Genomic DNA, 19,946 nt, shown 5'->3' on the forward strand with positions numbered 1-19,946 from the left:
ACTCTGCCGCGGGCCGTAATGCGGACCTAACTGCGGCAGTGCCGGTTGGACGTCTGGCGGTACGCAACGTCGTACCCGGACCTGTATCCGTCGCGGTAGCCGCGTCGGTAGTCACGGTTGCCCTGACGGGTCCGGTCGTCGTAGTTGTCGCGGTAGTCGCAGTGGCGACCGTCCCTGCGCCCATCGCGGAGCCCGTCGCGGAGCCCGTCGCGGACGCCGCGCCGGTAGTCGGCGATTGAGGTGGGCGCCAGAGCCTGGCCGGCCTCCGGTGCCACTGCGGTCGCGGCCTGGGGAACGGCAGCGGAGGCTTGCGAGACCGTGGTTAACGGGAGCGCAAAGGCGGTTGCGAAGACGAGCGGACTCACGAGTGAGACCGCGATCCTCTGTGCACGCATGACGATCTCCTTCCGGTAGTGAGGCCTTGGGGAAATTTGACTGCACTACCGAGGCGATGGGAGAAATCGGGTGTTCGCTGCAGACGGCGCTGCGCGAAGGGGAAGGTGGCCGTGTACCGGTAGTCACCTCGTGTTTACTGTGCCCTCTGCGCAAGAGCGGGGTTTGCTCATGACGCGGCCTTCATTCCTTGGTACCTCACTTTCGCTTGCCTGTCCTGTTTTCGACAACATGTTTGGGTGTGGGTGAGTGGCGGGATGGCGGCTGATGGGCGTCAGCGGAATCGCGACATGTATGTCCTGGTAGTGGGGGTGGGGCGGGGTAGGGTCTGCCGTTCTCACGGTCGGCTCGAAGCTTCTGGTACGGGTTCAACACCCCAAGTCGGTGGTGATGAGCAGTTCGTGACGGGCAGGGCGGCGATCTCCTCGTCGCCGACCTGAATGCCGGTGGGGTACTGGTCGGTGTCGAGTCCGGCGCGCACGGTCAGGCCGGACTTGGTGGTGGTCGCGGCGATGCTCTGGACGATGACTTCGTGGCTGGTCAGGGGCCTTCCACGCCAGTTCATGGCGATGTGGGAGAGCAGTCTGTGCTCGATCCGGTTCCACTTCGAAGTGCTGGGAGGCAGGTGGCAGACGGTGATCGTCAGGTCGGACTCGGCGGCGAACCGGGCGAGCGCAATCTTCCAGGTGCGGGTGCGGTAGCCGTTGGAACCGCCGGCGTCGGAGGTGATCAGCAGCCGGCCGGCCGTGGGACAGGTGTCTCGTCCTGCTTTGTTCCACCAGCGGCGGATGGATTCGGCGGCGAACGCGGCGGTGTCGTGGTCGGTGCCCACATTGCCCAGCCGGTGTTCGCGGCGACGTCGTAGATGCCGTAGGGCACCGCTCTGCCCAGTTCGAGGTCGGGGAAGTCGTGGGTGTCGACCCGCACCGGCTCGCCTCTGGGCTGCCATTCACGGCCGCTGTTTTGAAGGGGCCGACCAGTTCCTTCTTCTTTGTTTCCACGCTGATCACCGGCTGCCCACCGTCCTGGTGATGGCGGGCCTGCTCGTTGAGACAGCGGAACTGGGTGTTCCGGTCGGGGTGCTGTTTGCCCTCCAGGGGCTTGGCGTTGCTCTGCAGGCTGAGTGCGTTGTGGCAAACCGGATCTTGTTCGAGCGGCAGCGGGTGATCATCTGGACGGAGGTTCGGGTGCGGTCGCGGGCATGAGAGAACGGGCCCCTTGGTAGTGACGCGGTTACGACACCAGCACGACCAAGGAAGCCCGTTGCCTGATCAGTTGAGCAGTATCTCTGTGCATGCGTCCACCGCGGTCACCCCTGGGTGTGACTGCTACGTGCACCGGTTCGGTTCGCTCGCTCCGGGACGGCGGGCAGGCTGCTATCCGAGTGACATGACGGATGCGGAGTGGGCCGAGGTCCGCGCCGCGATGCCGGTGCCGGCCTGGCTCCTGAAGCGGGGCGGGCGCCCCGAGGCGTACTGCCACCGGACAATGCTCGACGCGGTGCGCTACCTGGTCGACAACGGAGTGAAGTGGACGGCTCTGCCGGTCGATTTCCCTTGCTGGCGGGCGGTCTACGACTTCTTCCGCCGCTGGCGGGCCTACGACTATGCGCGTGAACTCTACGAACGCCTGCGACGTTCGGCGAGGGAGCGCGCCGGCCGCAACGCCGAGCCCAGCGCGGGAGTCATCGACAGTCAGTCGGTGGACGCCTCCGAGACCGTCGGCGAGGACAGTCGCGGATACGACGGCGGCAAGTCACGTGACGGCCGCAAGCGTCACATCCTGACCGACACCGAGGGCCTGCTCCTGGAAGTGACCGTGACCACGGCCGATGTGCACGACTCCAAGGCCGCCCCCGCACTGCTGGAGACGTTCATGCAGCAGCCGGGCGGCTGCTGAAACTGGTGTGGGTCGACAGTGCCTACCAGGGTCCGGCGCTGGCGAAGGCGTTCGCCCGTCACGGAGTCCGGACCGAGGTCGTGCGCCGCTCCGACGGACAACGCGGATTTGTCGTACTGGCCCGCAGGTGGGTCGTGGAGCGGACGCTGAGCTGGCTCTCCCGCTCACGCCGCCTCAACCGCGACCACGAACGCCGCCCCGACCACCACGCCCAGATGGTGTGGTGGGCCGCCGTGATCAGACTGTCCCGGCGCCTGGCCGCAGACGCTCCGCGCTGGCCGGAGAAGCGTCCCGGCCGACTGCTCCGGGCTCAGGCATGAACCGTCCGTCCTTCGCCCGCACCAGCCAGCCCCGCTTCTCCAGCACATAGGCACGGTGACGGATCTTCTCCACCTCGTTCTTGATCTCCGCCTCCCGGCCCACCGCCCGCGTCAGCTCCACCCCGTTCACCGGCCCCGAAGCGGCCACCACCGCGGCGAACACCTCCCGATACAGGCCGCTGAGCACCTCCTCACCCATGCCCGACCGCCACACCGGCGGCCGCCCGCCATGCCCCGAGCCCGGGCCGCCCGATCCCACGGCGGCAGCCATCTCACCACCGGACGGCACCGGAACCGGCGTATTCACCGGGCTCTCCCCGGCCAGCACCGACACAAGCTCCTCACGCCCCACCCGGGCCCGCTCGACCCGCTCCCGCGCGGCATCCACCTCCGCCTGAGCCTGCTCCAGGACCTCCGTCCAGGACTCCAGATCCTGCCTCGCCCGCGCCTCACGCTGTTCCATCAACCCCAGCACCGACGGCATCGCACCCTCCTCGATCCATAACAAGCCGTCCGCTGCCTGCCCCTACCCCAAGGCGATCATGCCCCGCACACGAAGAAGCCCCTGCTCATCGAACAGGGACTCCCTTTGCCACAACGCACTGAAGCCCTCCTCTCGCAGCCGATCCTGTGGCCTTGGCGGGTCAGCTGCTCGGCGAGCTTGCGGGTGGATTTGGTGGTCCAGCACAGCGGTGACATGGGGCCCCCACGGACGTCGGGCTCGATCAGGGCGAGGAGCGCTGCCCGAAGTGCCGGGTTGAGGTCGACGACGCGTTTGCGGCCGCCGCCGCTCTGCGGACACATCCCAACGGAGTCTCACCGGAGTCGTGTTCCCGCACCCCGAGCGACACAGTGGCCTCACGGACACCAGTGGCACGGGCCACCATCCTGATTCCGCCGTGGCCGAGCGACCGAGCCTCTGCCCCTATCAGCAGACGACGCTGCCGCTCGTCAGCCACGACATGGCAAAGCACAGGCCGTTGCGTGTGGGCATCCTGTATCGAAACCGGAGGTGTGCAACCGGCTCCATGGCGGGTGTCCGTTGCGGACCGGTCCGTACGGGGCAGCCGATCCGGGCTGCCGACAGTGGCTCAGACACCCAGCACGCCCCAACTCCCGTACGGTGTTGAGAGGGGATCGCCTGGTACAGATCCAGCGCGCGTCGGCGGGTCAGGCCGGTTCGGTAGTCGCCGGGCAGTACGGTGAGAGTGGTGACGGCACGGTGACACACCTGCTCAGTGAGGCTTTTCCGCCTTCGTTCGAGAGGACACGGATCCTTGCGTAGGGCGCGATTGGCTTTCTGTTGGCCCGTCATCGCGGGATCCGGCTTGTGCGGGTCGGCGGCGACTACGCGGGTCGCCTCGTCGACTGGGCCAGGACGCGCTCCACCTCACCCTGGAAGTCGTCGAACGCAGCGACGACACGTGCGGCTTCGCCGTGCTGCCCCAACAAACCCGTCACTGACGACACCTGGCACCCTCTACCAAGGACACGACACGTCATCACTCCCGCCGAAGTACCAGCCTCATGCCTGACCAGCGGAAATGCAGCGCTCCCGTTCGGAAGGACAACGGCTTCCGAACGGTGTGTTCGTCATGTGGGGAGGGGCTGGGTGGGGTGATGTGGTGGCAGGCGGGCTGCCGTGGCAGGAGCTGCAGAACTGACAACACGGCAACGGCGCGCCTCGTACCAGCGCCGGCGCGTCCTTCCCGACGGTCAGCGGCCCGGCCCGGCCCGGGGTCCGGCCGTACCGCGGTGTCGATACCGGCACGTGTTGCCTCCAACTGGGCCGCGAACGCGATGCCGAGGAAGAGAGCGACGGCGGTGAGGTTGGCCCACAGCAGCAGGGCGACGAAGGCGGTGAGCGGCCCGTACAGGGCGCCGAACGCGCCGCTCCCCGGCCTCCACGGTGGGCATGGTCGGCGTTGGGTGGACATTTCTGTGGGTGGTGACCATGTTCGGCGGCCGGGTCACCGACGTGAGCGCCGGTGAGGTGTCGATCAACTCCGGTGTCAGCCTGTCCGGTGCGGAGTTCCTCCGCGATGTGGCCGAGCCTGCCGGGGCCGCTCTGCCGGTCCTCGCCGTCGGTCTCGCCCTGTCCCAGCACCTAGTACTCCAGCCGTAGATCGTGATCTCGATGGTGAGTGGCGCCTCTCCGCCTACCCGAGTTCACCGAGACGGAGGGCGTCCCTTATCTCGCTGAGCTTCGCGGAGGACAGGACGCCCGCCCGCTCGATCAGGTCGTCCTGGGACACGGTGGTCAGCCACGTGCAGGGGGTAAAGCCCGGGCGCGGGAACGCGAACCGCAGCACGCCTTCAAAGGGCAGTCCTTCCATGGCACCTACTTGCACTTCGACGCCCAGACCGCTGATGTCGACGCCCGCAGGAGTGACGACCTGCATCGCCCGGATCCTGGACGCGTCGTCTGCCGCCAGCAGTACGACCAGCCGCCGCTCGTCGAACTCCACCCACCAGACTTCGCCACGTTGCACATGTCCTCCTGACTCAGGACGGCAGGCGGAACTGCGCGACCCTGACGCGTTGTGGAGACGGGTGCGGCCACCGTTGATCATCGTGAGTTGTGTGGACTGACGAAGAGACGGTGGCCGCAGGTCACAGCATAGAACCCACCCGTTGGCGGGACGCGTTCGAGGGCCTGATGGGCCGGATCGCGGGGCGCTTCGCCCGGGTCGAACCCCGGCGCAGGGCGGCGCGGTTGGTGCTCGGTCTATTGGCCGATCTGCCGCGCAAGAACTGCTGGACCATCGCCGAGTGGGCTGGCGAGACCACTCCGGACGGCATGCAGCACTTGTTGGGCAGGGCCAAGTGGGATGCCGATCAGGTCCGCGACGACGTGTGCGGCTACGTGGTGGAGCACCTGCACGACGACCGGGCGGTGCTGGTCGTCGACGAGACCGGCGATGTGAAGAAGGGCACTGGCACGGTCGGCGTCCAGCGCCAATACACCGGTACTGCCGGCCGGATCGAGAACTCCCAAGTCGCCGTCTACCTGGTTTACGCAGGTCAGCGCGGCCACGCCGCAGTGGACCGGGAACTCTACGTTCCGCGCTCCTGGACCTCCGACCCCGACCGCTGCCGCGCCGCGGGCCTTGCCGAGGACACCACCTTCGCCACCAAGCCGGAGCTGGCCACTCGTATGGTCGCCCGGTTCCTGGACGCCGGCCACCAGGCCGCATGGGTTGCCGGCGACGAGGTCTACGGCGGCAACCCGAAGCTGCGAACCGCACTGGAGGAACGCGGCACCGGCTACGTCCTCGCGGTGGCCTGCTCGCACGAAGTCACCACCGGTGCGGGGAAGTTCCGTGCGGACATCTTGGCCAAGAAGGTGCCCAAGCGGGCCTGGCAGAAGCTCTCCGCAGGGGCCGGGGCCAAGGGTCACCGCGTCTACAACTGGGCAGTCATCGACCTCCCCGACCCCCGCCCCGGGAGTCGTCAGCTACTGATCCGCCGTAACCGCAGCACCGGCGAACTCGCCTACTACCGCTGCTACTCGCCCGCGTCCGTGCCGCTGACCGTGCTGGTCAGAGTCGCCGGATCAAGATGGCGGGTGGAGGAGTTCTTCCAGTCGGGCAAGGGCCTGGCCGCACTCGACGAGCACCAGGTCCGCCGCTATACCTCCTGGTCCCGCTGGGTCACCCTCGCCATGCTCGCGCACGCTTTCCTCGCCGTCGTACGCGCAGACGAGCACACCCGCCCCGCACCCGATGCCCTCATTCCGCTCACCTGCAACGAGATCCAGCGCCTGTTCATCACCCTCGTCGTCCGACCCGTCCACGACACAGCCCACCGGCTCGGTTGGTCGAACTGGCGACGCCGCCACCAGGCCCGATCCCAAGCCAGCCACTACCGACGACAAGCCACTCAGGAATGAAGATCACGAACTACGGCTGGAGTACTAGGCGTAGTCGAGCGGGTCCAGGTCGATCACGTCGTTGCTGTCGCCGAGCACCTGGCTGACCAGCCAGGTGCTCCGGATCGGTGCGCGCGACTTCGCACGCTTCCAGATGGGCCTCGGCCACCGCGGCGGCGGCCTGCCTCACCACACCGTCGGAGTCGTCGATCTCCCTGTACGTCTCCTCCAGCACCCGGATCGCCTCCTCGGCCAGACCGAGCGCCTGCACCTCCTGACCGTCGGCGGTCAGGGCGCGCAGCGCGGCCGCCGCCTCTGCCACCTGCTGCGCATACCCGGAGGCAGAGGCGTACTCGATGTACCCGTACCGGGCGAAAGGCCGCGGATCGATCAGTGTCAGGATCCGGTCGCGGACCGTACCGATGTCGGAACGCGCGGTGGCGGCCCGCAGCTCCAGGCGTCGGCGCAGCCGGCGGTCCTCGGCGATCTGCTCCCGCACCAGCGCCAGGAGTTCGTCCTGGGACAGTGCCGTGAGCCACGCTTCCAGACCGGAGGCTCGTGCCCGTGCGGCGACCTGCTGATGCGGGATCGTCTTCGCCCGCCGCGGCATGGTCAGCCCCACCGCCACACAGTGCTTGCAGAAGTTGCCCTCCTGCCCGTAGGGACAGTCGCACCATCCCAAGAGCCCGTCGTCCCTACCAAGGGTGAGCTCCACCTCGTAGACATCCGTACCGTGCACCACGGCGGTGACCGAGCCCTCCCCTACCTCCAGACCGCGCACCGCGTCCAGATACCCCAGCCCCCGCTCGAAGGACCGAGTCCCCGCCAGCACCCGCAGATCGTCTTCGCCGAACCCCACGACTTTTCGTGCCACACCGGTATTCAACCGCGGATCGGCAGCTCTCTGAGGCCCCACGGTCCCGGCTGTCCACAGGCGGGCGGCCTGCGCGGTGCCCGGCATGACAAGCTGTGCTTCCACTGCCCGATTTCAGGAGGTCACCATGACTGCAGAGTTTCCATCGCAAGAAGGTCCGGAGACGGCTGACACCGAGAGCCGTGCCCTGGTGCCTGACGATGACGGCCAGTACGACCTGAAGAGCAAGTTCCGGGAGGCCCTGGCGCGCAAGCGAGACAAGCAGGCGCAGGCCGCGGCCCTCGCTGCGAACACCGACGCGTCGAAGGTCCGCGGCGCGCACGGCCCGGCTGCGAGCCAGCGGTCGTTTCGACGAAAGAGCGGCGGCTGAGTTCAAACCGCCGTTGGACGGGACTCGGAGAGGCACCGCCCGGCCGCCTTGCCGATGATGGTGAGCCGGGTCCCGCCGGGTCCCGCCGGGTGACAGAGGCGACCGTCTCCTTCGGTTCCTCTGGCAAAAGCCATGAAGGCCAGGAACTCCCGCGCCTGGGACGACCGCGCCGACCAGCGGTGCCCGACCACCTTGGTGCTGGGCACCGGCCGGTAGTCACTGCGTCGCCAGGCCTGCAGCAGGTCGTCCAGGACCGGATAGAGCTTCTCCTCGGGCGGGTCCCAGGGCTTGAGGAGGTAGTGGTCCAGGTCGACGACGTTGATCGCGTCGATCGCCGCGTCGGTGTCCGCGTACGCGGTCAGCAGGACCCGCCGTGCGCCCGGGTACACGTCCAGGGCCTGTTCGAGGAACTCGATGCCGTTCATCCGCGGCATGCGGTAGTCGGCCAGGATGACGGCGACGAGGTCGCCGCGCAGTTTCAGCTCGCGCAGCGCGTCCAGCGCGGACTCGCCGGACTCCGCGCGCACGATCCGGTACGAGGCGCCGTAGCGCCGCCGTAGATCCCGGGCGACGGCGCGGGAGACCCCCGGGTCGTCGTCCACGGTCATGAGGACGGTCCGCGTCGGCTCCACGGCCTGTGCCATGTGTCTGTCACCCCGTGTGGTCGGACAGGCGGCCCGGTGCGCCCTTGCGGCACCGCGCCGGCTCCCGCCCATCGTATGTTCGATCGCCCCGATTCGCCCGAATGTGCGGAAGAGTGGGGCAGGCTCGGCCCCCGGGTTTACCCTCAACGATCACCTGACCGCCCACGGCCCGCTCGCCGGTGGCATGCTGTACGCCTTCGCGGCGGGTACCGCTCAGGCGCTGGCCGCCGTCCATGGCGCCGGCGTGGTCCACCGGGACGTGAAGCCGCAGAACGTCATCCTCACCCCAGGTGGGCCGCGTGTGCTCGACTTCGGTATCGCGCACACGGTCGACGGCACGAGTGTGACCCGCACCGAGGTCATGACCGGAACGCCCGGCTGGATCAGTCCCGAGTACTATCGAACCGGCAGCGCCGGACCGGAGAGCGACATGTTCGGCTGGGGCGCGCTTGTCGCGTACGCCGCCACGGGGCGGCTGCCCTTCGGCTCGGGTACGCCGGACGTAGTCGCCTTTTGGAGTTGCCCCGGTCTGACAGACACCGATGGGCTTGCGAGCTATGCGGCTGCGCAGAGCACTCTATGTGGTGTCTTCGCGGCGTGACGACGTTCGTACTCGGCCGGGCTGAGCTGGCCGTTCGCCGAATGGCGGCGCCGGGGGTCATAGAAGCCTTCGATGTAGGCGAAGAGGGCCTGCTCGGCGCGGCGTCGTACTCGGCAACGATCCGCAGTTTGTACTCCGGGCTGAAGGAACGGCGCTTCGGCCGGGGAGCCGGGTCGGATCCGGCGGGCTTGATGCTGGTCATGAGGGGGTGGTTCTCCTGTCGTGCCCTCTCAGGCTAACCAGCCGAAGCGGAACGTCTCACCCAAGGCTGACAGAGTCCCCCATATCCCCTGCGGGGACGCCTCACAGGCGTGAAAATGGGCCGTGGTGGCCGCCCGTCGACGTCGCTCCCTCTTTGGGACAGTGAGCCCGGGACAGAGTCTGGCGCCGGGGCCGGCCGGAGGGGTCGCGCACTGTCGCCTTCGAGCACGCCGTTCAGATTCTCGTTTCCCCTCACGGCCCTGCGGGTGGCTGCCGCCCGGCGGGTCCGTGTGAGGGAGGGGACGTGGATGGACGAGTCCGAGGTGGTCGACCAGACAGCGGAACTGGTGGAGCGAGTCGCCGCGATCGATGTGGCCAAGGCATCCGGGATGCTGTGCCTGCGTCTGCCGCACGAAAGGATCGAGGGACGCCGCACCCAGCGGGTGCGGAACGTGGGGGCGACCACGAACGCCATTCTGGAACTGGGCGATCACCTGCTCTGCCAGGGTGTCACCCGGGTGGTCATGGAGGCGACGGGCAGCTACTGGAAGCCGTGGTTCTACCTCCTCGAAGCCCGCGGCCTGGAGTGCCGGCTGGTCAACGCCCGCGACGTCAAGAACGTCCCGGGCCGCCCCAAGACCGACAAACTCGACGCGGTGTGGCTGTGCAAGCTCGCCGAACGGGGTATGCTCCGGCCTTCCTTCGTGCCGCCCAAACCCATCCGGGAACTGCGCGACCTGACCCGGCTCCGCTCGGTCTTCATCGGCGAACGCAGCCGTAACAGGCAGCGCATCGAGAAGGTGCTGGAGGACGCGCAGATCAAACTCTCGTCGGTGGCCACCAACCTCTTCGGCGTCTCGGGACGCGCCGTGCTGGAGGCGCTGATCGGTGGGGAGCGAAGCCCCCGGGCACTGGCCGGTCTGGCCCGTGGCCGGCTGGTCTCCAAGCACGATGCGCTGGTGGAGGCGCTGACCGGCCAGTTCGACGATCACCGTGCCTACCTGTGCCGGCTGCTGCTGGACACCATCGACCGGATCACCGTCCAGGTGGACGAGCTGTCGCAGCGGATCACCGCCCAGCTCGCCGGGATCCGTCTGCCGGAGGCGGACGGGGGCACAGGCCGGCCGCGCGGCGCCCCGGGCGGGACCGGCGAGGTGGACCTGTTGTCGCTGGTCGAGCGTCTGGACGAGATCCCCGGGATCGGCCGGACCGCTGCCGAGGTGATCGTTGCCGAACTCGGCCCGGACATGAGGGTCTTGCCGACCTCCGGTCACCTGGTGTCGTGGGCCAAGCTCGCACCTCGCACGATCCAGTCCGGCGGCAAGAACACCTCGGGGCCCACCGGGCACGGCAACCCGTGGCTCAAGGGGATGATCGGGGAAGCGGCGATGGCCGCGGCCCGGACCGACACCTTCCTCGGAGCCCGCTACCGCAGACTCGTCAAACACCGGGGACACAAGAAGGCCATCGTCGCGGTGGCCCGGTCGATGCTGGTGATCGTCTGGCACATCATCAACGATCCCGCCGCCCGCTTCGAAGACCTCGGGCCCGACCACCACCAATGCCTGGTCAACCCCGTCCGCAAGACCCAGGCCCTCGTCCGCCAGCTCCAGGCCCTCGGCCACCAGGTCACCCTCACCCCCGTGGAAACTGCGGGCTGAGCACCACAACCACCAAGTCCGTCTGCCCGGCTGACGCCGAACGGACGCTGCCGCCTGCCCGGCTGATCTGGGATTTTCCGTTCAGAGGGCGTCGTAGAGCAGCGGCGCCTCCGGCGGTGGTGGGAGGCTGCGGCAGCCGACCGGCTGAGCCCGCTTCCCCTGCGGGACCGGGCGGCCTCGCTGGCGGAGAGCAGCCGGGCCGTCATCGAGGCCCATCACGCGAGCCCGTCCGATCCCAACCCGACGACGAAGGAGCCGTGATGGGACGCCGACCGCGTGACGAGGAAGCAGACCGGGCCGCGATCCGGGCTGCCGCCGACCGGCTCCTGGCCGGCACGCCGCTGCACTCGCAGGCCGGAAAGCTGACCGCGTCGGAGTTGATCACCGAGAGTGAGCTGCGGCGGGATGTCGTGTACCGGCACACCGATCTCATCCAGGAGTTTCAAGCCCGAGCCAAGGCCCAGGACTCCATCCCGACTGCGATGCAGGAACTCGCCGATGAGAACCGGCAGCTCAGGTCCGAGGCTGACGATTTGACGGTCGAGCTCCGTCGGGAGCAGGCGAAGAACAAAACCATGTGCATGATCATTGCTGAGCTCTCCTGCGACCTGGAACAGGCCAAGGCTGAACTCGCCGGAGTGTCCGGGGTGACGGTGCTGCCCAGCCGGCGCTGACAGGGCCATCGTGGGAAAGGACCACGGTGGGCGAAACCATACGGTTCGAGGGTCCGGGACCTCCGTGCGCATTCGGCGTGAGATCGTCCACGGCTCTACTGCTGCGGGCCGGGACGGAGGGTGCGCGGGTGGTGACGATATGCTCACGCGGTGGGCCGGAATCCCCGTCGCGTCGTCGTCTGGGCTGCCGGAAGATCGGAGAAGGAGCCGGTCCGCTCGAGCGTGGGGCCAGGGGGGTGATGGGATGCGGCAGGCCGGTGTACTCGATGTCGGGTGCCACAGTGCTCTGCTGACGGTGGTGCGCCGGCGCCCGGGGACGGTGCTGGAGCCGGTGTTCTCCCGCAAGGTGCGGTTGAGGCTGCACGAGACCCTCGACCGCAAGGGACGGCTGGACAAGGCCGGCATGAAGAACGTCGAGCGGGCAGTGGCCGAGGCCGTCGCCGCCGACCCGCGTCCGCACGGACCGGAAGTGTTCGCGTTCGCGACCTCCGTCATCCGGGACGCGCCCAACCGCGACGAGATCATCGAGCGGGTGGCACGCACCACTGGCACCCGCCTGCGCGTGCTGACCGGCGTTGAGGAGGCGCGGCTGGCCTACGTGGCCGCCCGCCAGTGGGCAGGCCCGACGGCCGGGCAGCTGCTGGTCCTGGACATCGGCGGCGGCACCGTAGAGATCGCCTCCGGCACCGGAGACCAGCCCCGCGCCCTCCACTCGCTGCCACTAGGTGCTCGCAGGATCACCCGAGACTGGCTTCCCGGCGGCACCGCGCCATCCCAACGCCGCCTGGCCGAGATCCGGCAGCACCTTCATCGGTCCCTGGAAGCCGTGCCCGGTCTGCCGCAGGCCGAACCGGATGGGCGGGTGCTGGCCTGTTCCAAGACCTTCGAACAGCTCGCCCGGCTCGCCGCCGCCCAGGGCAAGACACCGCGAGCCGGACGGCGGCTGGCGCTACCCCAACTGCGCACGTCAGTCTCTCTGCTGGCCGCCGCGGGCCCGTCCCGCCGTGCCAAGCTGCCGGGCATCTCCCGGCACCGCGCCGAACAGTCCCTGGCCGGAGCCCTGATCGCACAGGCCCTCATGGAAGCCTGCGGGGCCAAGAGCGTCGAGATCTGCCCGTGGTCCACCCGGGAAGGGCTATTGCTCGAACACCTCGGCCCGCCCCACATCACAGCCGACCGTTCCCGCCTGGTCGGCTGAGCCCAAGGGACGTCGAAAGTGTCGACATCCGCACCATGATGGTGGCCACCGTGAATGGGCATGAGTCAAAGGGGATCCAGTTCCTCGCTCGCGATCCCCCGACGATATGAGCGCGGCTCAGATCCACCGGTGTTGACGATGCCTCCGATGAGGGCGGCGACGGCGGAGACGAGTGCGAGCAGTGTGGACAGGTGCGGGTATCCTGTGCCGCTCGAAAAGTCGTTGCCGCAGGTCACGCGGCGTATCTGTACTCGCTGATGAGGCCGCCGAGGATGCGGGTGCGCAGCAGTTTGCGGGCGCCGGTGTCTATCGCGGTGGGCTGTTTCTGGGCATCGGGTGGTAGCCGGTTGCGTGCCTGGTGGGGCCGATGCTCGTGGTGGTGCCTCTGGTAGGCCGCAAGCACCTGCCGGGGCGTTGTCACGTTGGTGAGTGCGTGGGTGTCTGACGGTGTGTCGGGTGTGGTGGGGCCGGGTTCCGGCTCCGTGTTCACGCTGCGGCAGGCGGGCCGGCGACGCCGGTGACCTGGTCCCAGATAGCGCACCGGATGGTCATCTCGGTGCGGTATTCGGGGGCGGTCATCCGGTGCCGGCGTGGCCGGAAGTGGGGTGAGATGCCGCTGAACGCAGATCAGGAACCGTTGTGCTCCGCCGATGCTGCGGAAGCCTTTCATGGCGCGTTCGTGCTGCCTCGTCGGCTGGTGGGAGTTCTCGGCCCGGTTGTTCAGGCCTTTGTGGGCACGGTGTTCGACGGAGGGCATCACCTCGCGGTGGGCGGCGCGTAGGAGCGGAGTTTGTCCGTGACGATCACCCGTGGCACCGTGCGGGTCGTCTTCAGCAGGCGGCGGAAGAAGCGCCGGGCCGCGACCTCGTCCCTTCGGCCCTGGACCAGGAGGTCGAGCACGGTGCCGTCGGCGTCGACGGCCCGCCACAGGTAGTGCGGCTCTGCGTTGATCTTGATGAAGAGCTCGTCCAGGTGCCACGTGTCCCCGGGCCGGGGCCGTCGGCGGCGCAATCCGTTCGCGTAGGTCCGGCCGAACTTGGCGGACCAGCGGCTGATGGTCTCGTGGGAGACGAGGACGCCGCGCTGGATCATCAGTTCCTCGACCTCGCGGAACGACAGCGGGAAGCGGTGGTACAGCCACACGCAGTGCGCGATGATCTCGACCGGGTACCGGTGCCCCTGGTACGACGACGGCGGCGCGCTGTCCACGGACGGCTCCTCCCGGCATGACCAACCAGAAGATCATCCCACCCGGTCGGCCAACATGACAGTGCCGCGCGGGCGTCCCCGGCAGGCTCTGATCGAAGCGAGCGGCCGGGCTCAACTGATCGTTGCCGGGGCGACTTCGCCGGACTGCTGCTGGGCTCGATCAGCCAGGCCGTTTTCCACCACGTGCACTGCCCGGTCACCATGGTGCGTTCTGGCCTGTGAAGCGCGCTGACCGTGCCACACGCCCTGCTTCCCAGGCACCGAAATTGCCCTGATCAGCATGGTCGCCGTCTGCTCGTGCCTCCCGAAGAAGGAGTGTCCCCGCCGGTGAGGAAGCCGCAGGCGGAGGCCATGGCCGGGAGGTGGAGCACCGCAGACCGTCCCTGTCGTGTGCCGCCGGGAGAGCCAGTCGATATTGTGCGCGGTGACGATCCCGCAGAGGCGTCCGCCGTCCCCGCAAACCGTCTGTGTCAGGCAGCGAACAGGCAGGCGGCTTTCCGATGCAGGCCGAACGGCCTCGGCGGCCTGGGCCTGTGGTCGACAAACCGGTGGCTCGCGGCTCGGAGGGCGACTGATCGGCAGCACGGGTGGCGGTCACGCCGCGCCGCGCTTCCCCGGCGGGTCTCGCGGCAGCGGACAGGCGCGCATCGTGGCCGCGACCTGGGCATCCGGCTCTGCTGCGGCGCAGTGCCATCTCGACCTACGCGGGACACGCCGACCGGGCTCCTTCGACGGCGGCGGCCGCATCCGCCCCATACCCTCGGCGCTGTGACGCTGACAGACGGAACGTACCGGCTCGGGCCATCGACCGGCCGCCTCCTGATCAGGACCGGCCGCGCCGGGCTGGGCCGCAGGGCGGGGCACGACCTCACGATCGAGGCCACCCGGTGGTCCGGGGAAGCCGTGATGTCCGTCGGTCACCCCGACAGGTCGTCGGTGGCTGTGGCGGTCGAGACGGGCTCACTGGAGGTCCGGGAGGGAACGGGCGGGCTGAAAGCGCTCACCGAGGCCGACCGGGCCGAGATCAAACGGACTCTCGGGGGCAAAGCTCTGCTGCACACCGCAGAGCACCCCACGATCACCTTCCGTTCCACCGGCATCACGGGCACGCCGCAGTCCTTCGAGATCACCGGGGAGCTCACCATCAGGGGCCGGACCCACCCGGTGACGGTGCACGGGAAAAGCAATGGCGACGGGCTGTTGCGCGGCTGGGCGACCGTCACGCAATCCACCTGGGGAATCAAGCCCTACACCGCGTTCCTGGGTGCGTTGCGGCTGGCCGACGAGGTCCGGGTGGAGTTCGAGGTGGCCAGGCCCGAACCGGTGGACGGGGCTGGATGACCACCCGGCTCAAGGCTTCGGGCGCGGCGACCGCGCGGCCGCCTACTGTGGAGGAATGAGCGAGTTCGGAGGAATGAGCGGGATCGTCGTCGTGTACGAGCTCGACAAGCCGATGGCCCCGCGCATTTCCCCGGGGATACCGGCTTGTGCGGAACGTCCTGTCCGCAGGGTGCACGCAGCGCCCTCCGCCCCGGGGGCACCCGCCACCACGGGACCGCGGACCCTCTGCGGCAAGGACACCTTCGCCATGGAGAAGGCCGGCTGGAAGCCCTCCGAGCGCCCCGGGGCGCCCTGGTACCCCGCGGGGTACGCATCCGTGGTCTGCCCCGACTGCGATGCCGTGATCGAGACCTGACCGGTATACCGCCAGCCCGATGTCGCGGCTCTGCGGGGAGTATTCCGCCAGGGTCCCCCACCCCCGTCCACACGCTCGTGCGAAAGCGGTCCCGACCCACCGTTGACACGCCACCGCGAGCACGAGCTGCAGCACCCAGCTCGCCGCGCGGCGGCCGCTCCGAGCATAGGCTGCCGTTTTTAACGGTCTGGCAGCGCCCGCCTTTTGCTATCCTCACCGCCCTTGTTCCACGCACTCCTTGAAATGCTCCAGATCGCTCCGGACGAGCCGCTCGATCGCGTTCGCCTGGGCGAATCCCTTCGGCCCGCCGAGGGCCTCCCTGATCGCGCCCGGGTCGTACTCGAGCCTGGCCTGGACCCGGGTGCGGTTCTCATCGATCGGCTTCAGCGAGACGGAACCCATCAGCTCGGGGGCGCCCGTGGTGTGCCACTCCATCACGCCTTCCCCCCTGCGGTCCGAGACCTCGGCCTCCAACTCCCGGACCCGGCCGTCGGCCTCGACCTCCAAACGCGCCCGACCCCCCGCCTCCGTACGGACCTCGCGCACTCCTTCCACGAAGCGCGGATAGTCCTCCACCCGGTGGAGGCTGTCCCAGACCGTGTCGATCGGAACTCCGACGTCGATGTGTTCTTCGAGAGTGCTCATGGCCTACCTCCATGTTCGGCCCACGACATGGCCATCTGCATCCAGTGTGCGCCCGGTAATAGATCATCGACCGAAATACGAGACGGACTGACCACCATGTGACTCACTCGATGGCCTGGCCTGGCCTGGCCTGGTCCGGTCGGCTTCCGGATCCCTCCCGGGCCGAGGCCGCCCGCGATGCCGCACCCCGGGGCTGGACTCGCCCGGCGACACCCTGCGGATCTCGGGCTCGGAACCCCGGAAGGACCGGAAGCTGCGGGCCGACCGGTCCCGGCGCATGCTGGTGCCATGGACGTGCGCCCACCTGTGGTCGTGCATCCGCCGGAGTCGGACAGCGGTCGGCGGCTGACTATCCACGGCGCGCGCGTGGGCATCGCGTACAGCCTGTTCGACGTGCTGGACTTCCTGCACTGTACGGGCCTGCCCGCCCAGGATCGGGCGGTCGACGACCCCGAGCTGATCGAGTGGCGCGTCGGCGGACCATATGTCTGGAACAGCACGGCGTAGCCACCGTCGCTCCGTCTTTCCCCGACATCGCGTATCGTCCCGTGCCCACTCCGCAGCCCGCTCGTTCATGCACCGCCGGTCCCGGCGCACCTTGCACACAGGAACCGGTCACCTCCCATCGGCCCGGGGCGGCGGGATCCGGCGCTCGAGCCTGGCCGTCCCCCACTCGTCTCCGACGCGTACGACCGCCAGCGTGATGTTCTCGGGCCCGCCCGCCGCGATGGCGGCCTTCCATGGCTCAAAAGCCGCCCGGCCGTCGTCGTACTCCCTCATCACCTCGTCGAGCACGTCGGTCGTCAGCAGGTCGGTCAGGCCGTCTGTGAAAATGAGGCAGCGGTCACCGGACGCCACCGGGGTGGCCGTCACGTGAGGACGGATGGGACGGTAGACGGGGGTGCCGCCCAAGCACAGGGTCACGAGGGACGTGGTGCGCTCCCCGGGATCGAGCGGGGGGCTGTCGTCGACGCTCATCTGGCGCAGCCCGCCGCGGGAGGTCGCGAAGACCCGGCTGTTACCCACGTTGAACACCAGCAGCGAGCCGGGCTGGACGACGACGCCGGCGACCGTCGTCCCCATGGCTGACAGCTCGCTTCCGTCGCCGCCGGCGGCCTCGCACACGGCGCGGTTGCAGGCGTTCAAGGCGTCACGGACAGCATCCTGGCTGCTCAGGACGGGACCGATCGATGCGATCCGGCGGACGGCCATGGCGCTGGCCACGTCGCCGCCCGGATGTCCGCCGAGCCCGTCGGTGACGGCGACGACGAGGGGCATCCCGAGCGGGAAGACCAGGGTCTGCGGATTCTCGGTCACGGTGGCGCACCAAGGTCCACGGTCCGACGACGAGGCTGTCCTCGTTCCCCTCGCGGAGCAGCCCGGAGTGGCTCAGCACACTCACAGCGACATACGGCATGGAGCCCGCCGCCTTCCCGCACCGGGCACACCGACGCAGGCCAGGCTCCCGCTCCAAGTCTAGGAGCCGCCCGGTGCGACGGCTCCGGCTCCCATGCCGCCAAAAGCGCCGAAGCCGGCGCGGTCGCCAACTCCCATGACGTCAGCGGATCGTGGGCAATTTCCGTGCGCGAGAGGCCGGTGCCTTCCAGACCTACGTCGTGATTCCTCGGCTCGGCCCGGGGACGGTGTTCGCACCGCTTACGGTTCCGGACGACTCGACAGGAGAGCCGGCTGCCGAAGCTCGCACCGCCAGGCCGCACACTGATCCAGGCGAGCCTCGGCCGGGTGTGGCTTCTGGAGTGGGGCTAGGGTGCGTTTCGAAAGTGCTGGTCACGGCCACTCGTTGATCGCTGCGACCAGTATGGTCGTTTCGTAGCGGATGGCGAGTTTGTCATATCTCGTGGCGACCGCACGGTGGTGCTTGAGGCGATTGATTCCGCACTCCACCGCGTGGCGCTCCTTGTAGTCGGCCTTGTCGAACTTCGGTGGCCGGCCACCGTGGGAACCGCGCTTCTTGCGGTTGGCGATCTGGTCGCGTTTCTCCGGGATCGTGCGGCTGATACCGCGCTTGCGCAGGTAGGCGCGGTTCGCGCGGGAGCCGTACGCCTTGTCGGCACGAACCTTGTCCGGCCGGGTGCGCGGGCGGCCCGGCCCGAGCCGGGGCACCCGGATACGGCCCAGGACCACCTGGAACTGCGGGGAGTCACCGCGCTGCCCGGCCGTTATGACCAGCGACATAGGTTTCTGGGCCTGCTCGACCGCCAGGTGCAGCTTGGTGGTCAGCCCGCCCGGGAACGTCCGAGCCCGTGATCATCGGGCTCGGTGAAGACACCACCTGGCGGCTCGACCTGCAGATCCCCTTTTTTGCGGGCACCAGCCGCATGCTGGTGGGCGCGGGCGATGGTCGAGTCCACCGAGACGTCCCAGGTGATCAGCCCCTCGGCGTCGGCCCGGGCCTGCAGTTGCTCGAAGACGCGGTGCCAGGTGCCGTCCCGCTGTCAACGCCGGAACAGGCCATAGACGGTCTCCCACGGGCCATACCGCTCGGGTACGTCCCGCCAGGGAGCGCCGACGCGGGTGCGCCAGCGTATGCCGTCTATCAGCTGCCGCTTGGTGTGCACCGGTGGCCGTCCAGGCTTCTTGCCCACCGGGAGCAAGGGTTCCAGCTTCGCCCACTGTGCATTCGTCAGGTCATGCCGCCCCACGAAGTGGATCTTGACACATCAAGATCCACTTTTGAAACGCACCCTAGAACACCGACAGTCCCGTGAGTGTTGTGAAGCGGTCCAGGGCCGCCACTCCCGCCACCGAGTTGCCCCGCTCGTCCAGGCCGGGCCCCCATACGCAGAGCGTGCAGCGGCCGGGGACGACGGCGATGATGCCACCGCCGACACCGCTCTTGCCGGGCAGGCCCACGCGGTAGGCGAAGTCGCCCGCGGCATCGTACGTTCCGCAGGTGAGCATGATCGCGTTGACCTGTTTGGCCTGACTCTGGGTCAGCAGACGGGTGCCGTCGGCGCGGATGCCGTGCCGGGCGAGGAAGCCGGTGGCCAGGGCGAGGTCGGCGCAGGATGCCTCGATGGAGCACTGGCGGAAGTACTGGTCGAGGAGGACCGGGACCGGGTTCCCGATGTTCCCGTACGACGCCATGAAGTGGCCGAGCGCGGCGTTGCGGTCGCCATGGGCGGACTCGGAGGCGGCGACGCCTTTGTTGATGGCGAGCTCCGCGTTGTCGCTCTCCGCGCGCAGGAACTCCAGGAGGGTGCCCGCCGCGTCGCCGCTCTGGGTGTGGAGGCGGTCGGTGACGACGAGTGCGCCGGCGTTGATGAACGGATTGCGCGGGATGCCGTTCTCGTACTCCAGCTGCACCAGCGAGTTGAAGGGGTTGCCGGAGGGCTCGCGGCCGACGTGCTCCCACAGCGTGTCGCCCTCGCGGGCCAGGTCAAGGGCGAGGGTGAAGACCTTGGAGATGGACTGCGTGGAGAACGGCTGCCGCCAGTCCCCGACTCCGTAGACCGTGCCGTCCAGCTCCGCGACGGCCATGCCGAACCGGTGCGGGTCGCATGCCGCGAGCGCCGGGATGTAGTCGGCGGGCCGGCCACGTCCGGGCATGCTCTCGATCTCGGCGGCGATGCGGTGCAGAAGTGGCTGGAAGGTGTGTGACGAGGTCATGGTCACCATTGTGTCGTCGGGTCCTCCGGGGCGCGCATGGGGTGGAGCTGAGCTGGGTGG

At 68.7% G+C, this 19,946-nt stretch carries 20 protein-coding genes and 7 pseudogenes; 13 read left to right on the forward strand and 14 right to left on the reverse strand.

Annotated elements, in window-relative coordinates:
* Nucleotides 1-26: 26 nt before the first annotated feature.
* A complete protein-coding gene (locus V4Y04_RS36835) occupies nt 27-275 on the reverse strand; it encodes a hypothetical protein (RefSeq protein WP_332432611.1) in 249 nt (82 codons plus the stop codon).
* Between the two features lie 467 nt (nt 276-742).
* A pseudogene (locus V4Y04_RS36840) lies at nt 743-1,523 on the reverse strand (ISAzo13 family transposase); the annotation flags it as partial.
* A gap of 259 nt (nt 1,524-1,782) precedes the next feature.
* On the opposite strand from V4Y04_RS36840, the gene V4Y04_RS36845 reads away from it, so the two are divergent.
* Both V4Y04_RS36845 and V4Y04_RS36850 read left to right on the forward strand, forming a co-directional pair.
* Entirely contained in the window at nt 1,783-2,292 is a 510-nt protein-coding gene (locus V4Y04_RS36845) for an IS5 family transposase (RefSeq protein ID WP_332432109.1), read from the forward strand.
* Between the two features lie 5 nt (nt 2,293-2,297).
* Entirely contained in the window at nt 2,298-2,612 is a 315-nt protein-coding gene (locus V4Y04_RS36850; protein ID WP_332432108.1) for a transposase, read from the forward strand.
* On the opposite strand, the gene V4Y04_RS36855 is transcribed toward V4Y04_RS36850, so the two are convergent.
* Nucleotides 2,530-3,096: a hypothetical protein gene (locus V4Y04_RS36855; protein ID WP_332432107.1), complete on the reverse strand. Its 567-nt coding sequence runs from the start codon at nt 3,094-3,096 to the stop codon at nt 2,530-2,532. The two genes, V4Y04_RS36850 and V4Y04_RS36855, sit on opposite strands and share 83 nt — an antisense overlap.
* A gap of 131 nt (nt 3,097-3,227) precedes the next feature.
* Nucleotides 3,228-3,613 (reverse strand): annotated as a pseudogene (locus V4Y04_RS36860) (ISAzo13-like element transposase-related protein); the annotation flags it as partial.
* Nucleotides 3,614-4,557: 944 nt separating this feature from the next.
* Between V4Y04_RS36860 and V4Y04_RS36865 the strand changes: the two are divergent.
* Nucleotides 4,558-4,737 carry a hypothetical protein gene (locus V4Y04_RS36865; RefSeq protein WP_332432612.1) on the forward strand — a complete coding sequence of 60 codons (180 nt, stop codon included), beginning with the start codon at nt 4,558-4,560 and terminating at the stop codon, nt 4,735-4,737.
* Between the two features lie 34 nt (nt 4,738-4,771).
* Here V4Y04_RS36865 and V4Y04_RS36870 read toward each other — a convergent pair whose 3' ends face one another.
* Complete coding sequence (locus V4Y04_RS36870) at nt 4,772-5,104, reverse strand: type II toxin-antitoxin system PemK/MazF family toxin (protein WP_332432291.1); 333 nt, start codon at nt 5,102-5,104, stop codon at nt 4,772-4,774.
* Nucleotides 5,105-5,271: 167 nt separating this feature from the next.
* Here V4Y04_RS36870 and V4Y04_RS36875 point away from each other — a divergent pair, with 167 nt between their 5' ends.
* Nucleotides 5,272-6,504, forward strand: a complete 1,233-nt coding sequence (locus V4Y04_RS36875) for an IS701 family transposase (protein ID WP_332433111.1) — start codon at nt 5,272-5,274, stop codon at nt 6,502-6,504.
* Between the two features lie 10 nt (nt 6,505-6,514).
* Here V4Y04_RS36875 and V4Y04_RS36880 read toward each other — a convergent pair whose 3' ends face one another.
* Nucleotides 6,515-7,357, reverse strand: a complete 843-nt coding sequence (locus V4Y04_RS36880) for an SWIM zinc finger family protein (RefSeq protein WP_332432613.1) — start codon at nt 7,355-7,357, stop codon at nt 6,515-6,517.
* A 127-nt stretch (nt 7,358-7,484) separates the two neighbouring features.
* Here V4Y04_RS36880 and V4Y04_RS36885 point away from each other — a divergent pair, with 127 nt between their 5' ends.
* On the forward strand, nt 7,485-7,727 hold the full coding sequence (locus V4Y04_RS36885; RefSeq protein WP_332432614.1) for a DUF5302 domain-containing protein: 243 nt from the start codon (nt 7,485-7,487) through the stop codon (nt 7,725-7,727).
* Between the two features lie 137 nt (nt 7,728-7,864).
* On the opposite strand, the pseudogene V4Y04_RS36890 reads toward V4Y04_RS36885, so the two are convergent.
* Nucleotides 7,865-8,371 (reverse strand): annotated as a pseudogene (locus tag V4Y04_RS36890) (response regulator); the annotation flags it as partial.
* Between the two features lie 130 nt (nt 8,372-8,501).
* On the opposite strand from V4Y04_RS36890, the pseudogene V4Y04_RS36895 reads away from it, so the two are divergent.
* Nucleotides 8,502-8,921: pseudogene (locus V4Y04_RS36895) on the forward strand (protein kinase domain-containing protein); the annotation flags it as partial.
* A 5-nt stretch (nt 8,922-8,926) separates the two neighbouring features.
* Here the strand turns inward: V4Y04_RS36895 and V4Y04_RS36900 are convergent.
* Nucleotides 8,927-9,079: pseudogene (locus tag V4Y04_RS36900) on the reverse strand (IS3 family transposase); the annotation flags it as partial.
* Nucleotides 9,080-9,481: 402 nt separating this feature from the next.
* Here V4Y04_RS36900 and V4Y04_RS36905 point away from each other — a divergent pair.
* The 3 genes from V4Y04_RS36905 to V4Y04_RS36915 all read left to right on the forward strand — a co-directional run bounded on the left by V4Y04_RS36905 (nt 9,482) and on the right by V4Y04_RS36915 (nt 12,706).
* Entirely contained in the window at nt 9,482-10,834 is a 1,353-nt protein-coding gene (locus V4Y04_RS36905) for an IS110 family transposase (RefSeq protein ID WP_332432615.1), read from the forward strand.
* A gap of 260 nt (nt 10,835-11,094) precedes the next feature.
* Nucleotides 11,095-11,508, forward strand: coding sequence for a hypothetical protein (locus tag V4Y04_RS36910; protein WP_332432616.1), 414 nt, complete (start codon nt 11,095-11,097; stop codon nt 11,506-11,508).
* Between the two features lie 244 nt (nt 11,509-11,752).
* Nucleotides 11,753-12,706, forward strand: a complete 954-nt coding sequence (locus V4Y04_RS36915; RefSeq protein WP_332432617.1) for a Ppx/GppA phosphatase family protein — start codon at nt 11,753-11,755, stop codon at nt 12,704-12,706.
* Nucleotides 12,707-12,938: 232 nt separating this feature from the next.
* On the opposite strand, the gene V4Y04_RS36920 is transcribed toward V4Y04_RS36915, so the two are convergent.
* Nucleotides 12,939-13,127: a hypothetical protein gene (locus tag V4Y04_RS36920; RefSeq protein ID WP_332432618.1), complete on the reverse strand. Its 189-nt coding sequence runs from the start codon at nt 13,125-13,127 to the stop codon at nt 12,939-12,941.
* A 65-nt stretch (nt 13,128-13,192) separates the two neighbouring features.
* Nucleotides 13,193-13,915: pseudogene (locus V4Y04_RS36925) on the reverse strand (IS6 family transposase).
* Between the two features lie 159 nt (nt 13,916-14,074).
* On the opposite strand from V4Y04_RS36925, the gene V4Y04_RS37990 reads away from it, so the two are divergent.
* The 3 genes from V4Y04_RS37990 to V4Y04_RS36940 all read left to right on the forward strand — a co-directional run bounded on the left by V4Y04_RS37990 (nt 14,075) and on the right by V4Y04_RS36940 (nt 15,611).
* Complete coding sequence (locus V4Y04_RS37990) at nt 14,075-14,137, forward strand: hypothetical protein (protein WP_443080226.1); 63 nt, start codon at nt 14,075-14,077, stop codon at nt 14,135-14,137.
* 546 nt (nt 14,138-14,683) lie between these two features.
* The gene (locus tag V4Y04_RS36935; RefSeq protein ID WP_332432619.1) at nt 14,684-15,256 is read left to right on the forward strand and encodes a YceI family protein; all 573 of its coding nucleotides are present in this window, start codon (nt 14,684-14,686) and stop codon (nt 15,254-15,256) included.
* Nucleotides 15,257-15,311: 55 nt separating this feature from the next.
* Entirely contained in the window at nt 15,312-15,611 is a 300-nt protein-coding gene (locus tag V4Y04_RS36940; protein ID WP_332432620.1) for a hypothetical protein, read from the forward strand.
* A 213-nt stretch (nt 15,612-15,824) separates the two neighbouring features.
* Here V4Y04_RS36940 and V4Y04_RS36945 read toward each other — a convergent pair whose 3' ends face one another.
* Complete coding sequence (locus V4Y04_RS36945) at nt 15,825-16,256, reverse strand: SRPBCC family protein (RefSeq protein WP_332432621.1); 432 nt, start codon at nt 16,254-16,256, stop codon at nt 15,825-15,827.
* Between the two features lie 288 nt (nt 16,257-16,544).
* Between V4Y04_RS36945 and V4Y04_RS36950 the strand changes: the two genes are divergently transcribed.
* A complete protein-coding gene (locus tag V4Y04_RS36950) occupies nt 16,545-16,763 on the forward strand; it encodes a hypothetical protein (RefSeq protein WP_332432622.1) in 219 nt (72 codons plus the stop codon).
* 108 nt (nt 16,764-16,871) lie between these two features.
* Here the strand turns inward: V4Y04_RS36950 and V4Y04_RS36955 are convergent, their stop codons facing one another.
* From V4Y04_RS36955 to V4Y04_RS36965, 3 genes and pseudogenes are all read right to left on the reverse strand, one after another.
* Nucleotides 16,872-17,573: a PP2C family protein-serine/threonine phosphatase gene (locus V4Y04_RS36955; protein WP_332432623.1), complete on the reverse strand. Its 702-nt coding sequence runs from the start codon at nt 17,571-17,573 to the stop codon at nt 16,872-16,874.
* A gap of 471 nt (nt 17,574-18,044) precedes the next feature.
* Nucleotides 18,045-18,919 (reverse strand): annotated as a pseudogene (locus V4Y04_RS36960) (IS5 family transposase).
* Nucleotides 18,920-18,962: 43 nt separating this feature from the next.
* Entirely contained in the window at nt 18,963-19,895 is a 933-nt protein-coding gene (locus V4Y04_RS36965; protein WP_332432624.1) for a glutaminase, read from the reverse strand.
* Nucleotides 19,896-19,946 lie beyond the last annotated feature (51 nt).

The organism is Streptomyces sp. P9-A2 (assembly GCF_036634175.1).
GTDB classification, from domain to species: domain Bacteria; phylum Actinomycetota; class Actinomycetes; order Streptomycetales; family Streptomycetaceae; genus Streptomyces; species Streptomyces pratens.